6 protein-coding genes are annotated in these 5,524 nt (G+C 62.1%); all 6 read right to left on the bottom strand.

What is annotated here, in order from left to right:
• The coding region (locus JW929_13150) for a hypothetical protein (GenBank protein ID MBN1440348.1) at window positions 1–329 on the bottom strand (329 nt) is incomplete at its 3' end.
• A gap of 128 nt (window positions 330–457) precedes the next feature.
• Window positions 458–1,264 (bottom strand): GNAT family N-acetyltransferase, encoded by an 807-nt coding sequence (locus JW929_13145; GenBank protein MBN1440347.1) that lies wholly within the window; start codon window positions 1,262–1,264, stop codon window positions 458–460.
• Window positions 1,264–1,731, bottom strand: coding sequence for a DNA lyase (locus JW929_13140; protein ID MBN1440346.1), 468 nt, complete (start codon window positions 1,729–1,731; stop codon window positions 1,264–1,266). Before JW929_13140 ends, JW929_13145 begins: the two co-directional genes overlap by 1 nt.
• Before the next feature lie 916 nt (window positions 1,732–2,647).
• A complete protein-coding gene (locus JW929_13135) occupies window positions 2,648–3,559 on the bottom strand; it encodes a hypothetical protein (GenBank protein MBN1440345.1) in 912 nt (303 codons plus the stop codon).
• On the bottom strand, window positions 3,534–3,767 hold the full coding sequence (locus JW929_13130) for a helix-turn-helix transcriptional regulator (GenBank protein MBN1440344.1): 234 nt from the start codon (window positions 3,765–3,767) through the stop codon (window positions 3,534–3,536). Before JW929_13130 ends, JW929_13135 begins: the two co-directional genes overlap by 26 nt.
• Before the next feature lie 202 nt (window positions 3,768–3,969).
• Window positions 3,970–5,091: a serine hydrolase gene (locus JW929_13125; GenBank protein ID MBN1440343.1), complete on the bottom strand. Its 1,122-nt coding sequence runs from the start codon at window positions 5,089–5,091 to the stop codon at window positions 3,970–3,972.
• Between the last annotated feature and the right edge of the window lie 433 nt (window positions 5,092–5,524).

The raw sequence follows: 5,524 nt of genomic DNA, 5'->3' as shown, positions 1-5,524 counted from the left end.
GCGATCAGCGCGTTGAGGAGGATCGAAGCGTAATAGCAGACTCCGATCCCCGGCCGGCGGTCCTTTTCCGGATCCGCGACGACGACGAAATCCAGCCAATTGCGGGTGAACTTGCGCGTACCCGCCCGGTACACCAGATGGACAAACAGCATCAGCAGGAAGAACAGAACCGCAAAGACCGCCGCCCGCCGCCACCCGAACAATAAAACGATGCCGGCGATCGCGCCCAGCAGCACGAAAATCTTCGCCACCTTCCACCACGCCGGCTGGAGGGTGTGGCCTTTGAGGAATTTCACATCGTAGGCGAGTTCATTCTTAAGATTTCTCATTGCGTGATCCTTCCCCCCTCCTCTTTCCTCCCCCTCCTGAGTCCTCCCCCGTTACCGCCGGGAAAGACAAATGAGTTTTTCCCAGGCCATCTTTATCCCAGCGGTAATGGGGGAGGGTCGGGAGGGGGTCACACCGCGTCGAACTTCCACTTTTCGAGGCCGGATTGGAATTCGGTCGCCGCAAAGTCCAGCGAGCGGTACAGCCGGCCGGCGTCGGAATCCGTTTCGGCGACGATGACCAGAGTCTCCAGCCCATAGCGGTCCATCGCATAGCGCGACGCCTCGTAGACCAGTGTGCCGGCGTACCCCCGGCGGCGGTGCTCCGGACGAGTCTGAACCGATTGGCAGCGGCCGATCTTTCCGTCACGGAAGATGCCCAGATCAGCCGCCAACGTCCTGCCGCGGAAGGCGCCGAACCAGTCGCCCAAGCCGCAGGCCGCCATCCGGCGGTAGCGGTCCATCGCCCGCGCGCGGAAGCCCCGGTACTCGCTTTCGGTGAACTCCGGCTCGCGGGTGTCCACCTGGTTCTGCACCGCCTGCGCCCAATCGGTGTCGGAGACGAGCGGCCGGACGGTCACCTCGGCGGCGGGATGCGCGGGCGGCCGGAGTGCCCGCGCGGCCAGGACGGTCGAACGGGCGCGGCGGAATCCGTTGACCAGGAATTCCTCGTCCTCCCCGGTTTCCCCCCCGACCGTATCCCAACCGAAGGTTAAGTGCTCCGTTTGGGGCGGGATGCCGATTTCCCGGGCGAACAGTCCTTTCCAGCGGGCATAATCTCCCCCGGCCGGCGGATTCTCGAACAGCAGAAAATTCCCCCAATAGAAATCGGGATTGGAGGGCGTGCGGACGACGAGATAGTCCCCGCGGTCGACGATCTCGCCGTCGAAGGCGGGGAAGATCAGGTCGGTTTTATATCCGAGCGATTTCACATCCATCAGGATGCCCTCCGCGGCTGGCGCGGCCTCTTTCCCGCCGCGCCCCGCTCCCAATCCTCGATTCCCCCCGGGACGACGCGGAACAGCGGGTGCGGCGCGGGGCGGGTCCGCTTGCGCAGTTCGCGGTACTTCGCCGGGTCGCGGGTCCTCACCTTGGCCAGAAGATGGCGCCACTCGAACGACAACTGTCCGCGTTTCAGCGGCAGGCGCACGGCGGAACGCGCGGCGCAGATTTTGCGGCGGTTGAACGAGTATCCCCTCCGCTCCGCCTCGGCACACACTTCTTTTAAATACGCCCCGATCGCCTGCAGCGGACGCCGGCAAGCCCGGAAGCGGACCAACTGCGGGTGGCGGCGGTATCCGCGGGTGAGGCCGCGGAGCACTTTCTGGGCGAGCAATCCCTCGCGCCAGACGGCGGTCAAACCCTTGCGGTCCAGGTATTTCGGGTGCAGGGACCAGAGTCTCATGAGGCGATCATTCTATATTACTGACTTCTCTTCATAAAGGGGCTTATTTCTTCCCCTCACTCTCCTATCCCTCTCCCAGCGTGCGCTGGGAGAGGGGAGAAGAAAATCGTGCTTGCTCAGCCTCCCCCTCATCCGCCCTTCGGGCACCTTCTCCCAGCCCAACAACAGCGAAAAAAAGAAAGTAATGATTCGAAGCCATCAATCTTGCGAAATGGGCTGGGAGAAGGATGGGATGAGGGAGGAAATAATTGAGCGGTTTATCGACGATTTTTTCAATCCTTGCATCAGGCTGAGTAAATACGAAAAATCAGCATCTTTTCGGTTTTTTGTCAGGGGTGGACGGCGAGGTTTCTTTCGGATCCCGTGGACGACGCATAAAAAGTGGTTTTTCAGTGGAGTCATTGGTTCATGGGTGAATAGTCCCCCAGGTTGTCATACTCAGGATCCGATCTTGGCGCCCGAAGAATCTCAGTGAGATGGAGATTTTTCGGCTGCAGAGACCGCAACCCCCGGACCGCCTCCACCTCCGCCTGCGACCAGAAGAAGTCCAAGTACAGCCTTTTCCCATCGCGCAGGAAGACCTCGAAGGAATCCCTCGGTGCGCTGGCGCTTCCCGCGCGGGTCCGGACGGCCGGATGCGCGGCGGAATCGAGGGGATACTGCGTCGTCCGCCGCGGAAGAATCGCAGGCCGGGCGGTGAAGAGAAAAAACCCGCGCGCCTCTCGAATTTCATCCGGGCGCTCAGCCCCGCCGCCGACGGCGGAGGCGCATCCGTTCGGGGATGCCTTATCAACCGTCCCATCCTGCCCTCTTCCGGCAGGGACATCCACCGGGGCGAGTCGCCAACCCGCCCCATCCTTTATCCGGGAAGGATGGGGCGGGGTGGGAGGGGCAGGACGGGATGGACTGCGCCGCCTCAGGCGCAACCCGGCGAATCGTCCATCCGGCTCCGCACCAGCACGGCGCCGGAAAAGACGATCAGGCAGACAAAGAACACCAGCATCAGCCAGAACGGCAGCGGCTGTCCGAGCCCGACGCACCAATCGGCCGCGCCGAGGGCGACCAGCAGGGGCATCTCGACCATCATCGCGCACAACCCGCCGACCGCCGTATCCGCGGTCTGTTTCTCGTCGAACCAGGCGCCAGCCGGCTTGTTCCAATTGCGGATAAGCAGGAACGCCAGGACGGTTCCCCACGGCAGCAGCGCCAGGACCGACAGGACGATGATCAGGAAGGGACGGTAGCGTTCGAGCACCCCCCACTGGCCGTACGACAGCACGCCCAGAATTCCGAGCAGGCCGCACAGGATTCCCACCTGGTGCATCGTGGCAAAGAACGCGTCGCTGCGGCTGTCGATGTTCCGGATTCCGCCGGAAATCCCGCGGGCGTAGAAGAAGCCGCCGGCCATGACCGCCAGGTGGAAGACGGTCGAGCCGATCAGGAACAGCCATTGGCCCTCGACGTCGAAGAGGACATATTCCTTGCCGATCTCGGAAAGCTGGACCGGCTCGGTCGCCAGGGTCAAGCCCGAGAGGATGACCGCCACCAGGAACCCCGCGTGCAGAAAGCGCCCCGCCGGCATCGCCGCCATCATCCGGAACCCGCGGAACAGGATCACCAGGTGGTAGATCCCCGCCGCGGCGAGTATCGGAAGGACGGACGCTCCGAGCAAGTTTACGGCCTCGGTAGGCTCAGGCATCGCCGGCGTAAGCTGCGACCGGAGGGATAGGTAGATTCCCAGGCAGTAAACCATTCCGGCGACCGACAGTCCGCCCAGCCAATCGATCGGCCGGGGCGCGGCCTTATTTGCGTTTCTTGCGGCGGTCATGCTCATCCTCCACAATGAAGAAGACTTCCTCGACGCTTCTGCCGAACACTTCCGCGATCTTGAGCGCCAGCAGGGTGGACGGCACGAATTTCCCGGTCTCGATCGAGTACACCGTCATCCGCGAGGTGCCGATCCGGTCCGCGAGCTGCTGCTGGGTCAGTTCGTCCTTCTCGAAGCGCAGTTTCCGGATGTGGTTTCCAAGCTTCATAGTTTTATTCCTTGAGAAGCGGTATATCACAAACTTTACATAATGTCAAGTATGTTATACATAGGCTGTTTTGGCGGTTTTTTAAAAGAAACCGGAGGCTGCGGGTCCTGTTCCGCCTTTACAAACGCAAAGCGGGTGGAACGGCGTTCCACCCGCTTTGGTTGTTCCTCCGAATCAGCGGCGAACCGCGGTACCGCGGCGGTCAAATCGCCGGGATGATCAGGGTCCGCATCAGCGTGTAGGGCATGGTGAAGTTTTTCTGGTCGAAGCCGCCGGTGAAGACCGCGGCCGCGTCCAAACCCGGAATGACGAAGATGTACTGGCCGCCGGCGCCGTGGGCCGAGTAGCCCTCGAACCCGTTCATCCACCACAGGCAGCCATAGCCGAAATCCTCGGCGCTGTTGCGCTTGGCGGTGGTGTCGGCGTGCTTGGCGGTGGAAAGCTCCAGCCATCCGCGGGGCAGGACCTGTCTTCCGTCCCATTCCCCGAAGCTGCTGTAAAGGTGCCCGAATTTGGCCATGTCGATCGGCCGCATTTCCAGGCCGGTGTTCCCGAAGGGGACGCCCTGGGAATCCACCGCCCAGGAGAAATCCCGGATTCCCAGCGGGTCGAACAGCTTCTCGCGCAGGTAGAACTCCACCGGCTTTCCGGCGGCCGCCTGCAGGATGGCCGAGAGGACGTGCGCCGCCGAGGGATCGTATTCGAACGCCGTTCCGGGCGCGGCGGCGAAGGGCAGGCCGAAAAATTCCTCCACCCAGTTCCGGCCGGCGTCGGCCGGATCGGGTGTGAGGGCCTGCTTGCGGCCGACCGTCATGGTCAGCAGGTTGTCGATCGTGAGTTGTTTGAGCTTGTCGCCCGCCTGAGCCTGCTTTTCGGGGAAGAAATCCAGAACCTTTTGCTCGACGCCCTGCAGCAAACCGTCTTCGATCGCCAAACCGACGAGGGCCGAGACGACGCTCATTGTGCATCCGTCGACGGGATGCTTAAGGCCGCGGGAGTATCCCGGAAAATAAATCTCCGAAACCAGGAAGCCGTTGCGGATAAGCAGGAAGGCGTGCACCGGCAGGCTCTCGCGTCCGATCTTCTGGCGCATGTCCTCGATCGCGCCGGGATCGATGCCCTGCAGGCCGGGGTCGGTGGACGGCCATTCGCCGTTCGGGTACTCGACCGGCGTCGTCCGCGGGCCGCGTGTGGGACGGGTGGTGGGGATGGCGGCGAGCAGGGGCGGTGCGGGCTTGCAGGCGGCCGCCAGGGTGATGCCGGCTAGGCCGAGAAATTCGCGCCGCCCGATCCGGTGTATTTTCTTCGGGGTGTTCTTTTCCATGATGATGTCTTCACTCCTGTGATCTATCTGGATCTTCGCTCCGGTCCGGTAAGGCGTACATCATACCACCCTCCGCAGTGGGGAGGGCGAACCGCAGCGGATTCGGCGCGTAACTGCAAGCGCCGCAACGCCCGTCATGGCGGAAAACGGCATGAAAAAGAGTGATTGCGTTCGGGGACGGGTTCGAATATCTTCCGCACAAAACATCCACGGAGGACACGGAATAAACCCTTATTCCTCCGCGATCCTCCATGTTCTCCGCGGCTATTCAACAACCGTCCGTTTATGACATCCACGGAGGGCACAAGGGCACGGGAAAAAACCTCATTTCTCAATGATCCTCCGTGTTCTCCGTGGATACTCAACAACCGTTCGTTTATGACATCCACGGAGGGCACGGAGGACACGGAATAAACCCTCATTCCTCCATGAT

This window comes from Anaerolineales bacterium, assembly GCA_016928575.1.
Classification (GTDB): domain Bacteria; phylum Chloroflexota; class Anaerolineae; order Anaerolineales; family RBG-16-64-43; genus JAFGKK01.
This window is presented reverse-complemented; position numbering and strand designations above follow the sequence as displayed.

Excerpts from the sequence above, each read along its gene's own strand:
- JW929_13145 (MBN1440347.1), bottom strand. The coding sequence starts at position 1,264 with ATGGATGTGAAATCGCTCGGATATAAAACCGACCTGATCTTCCCCGCC.
- JW929_13140 (MBN1440346.1), bottom strand. The coding sequence starts at position 1,731 with ATGAGACTCTGGTCCCTGCACCCGAAATACCTGGACCGCAAGGGTTTG.
- JW929_13135 (MBN1440345.1), bottom strand. The coding sequence starts at position 3,559 with ATGACCGCCGCAAGAAACGCAAATAAGGCCGCGCCCCGGCCGATCGAT.
- JW929_13130 (MBN1440344.1), bottom strand. The coding sequence starts at position 3,767 with ATGAAGCTTGGAAACCACATCCGGAAACTGCGCTTCGAGAAGGACGAA.
- JW929_13125 (MBN1440343.1), bottom strand. The coding sequence starts at position 5,091 with ATGGAAAAGAACACCCCGAAGAAAATACACCGGATCGGGCGGCGCGAA.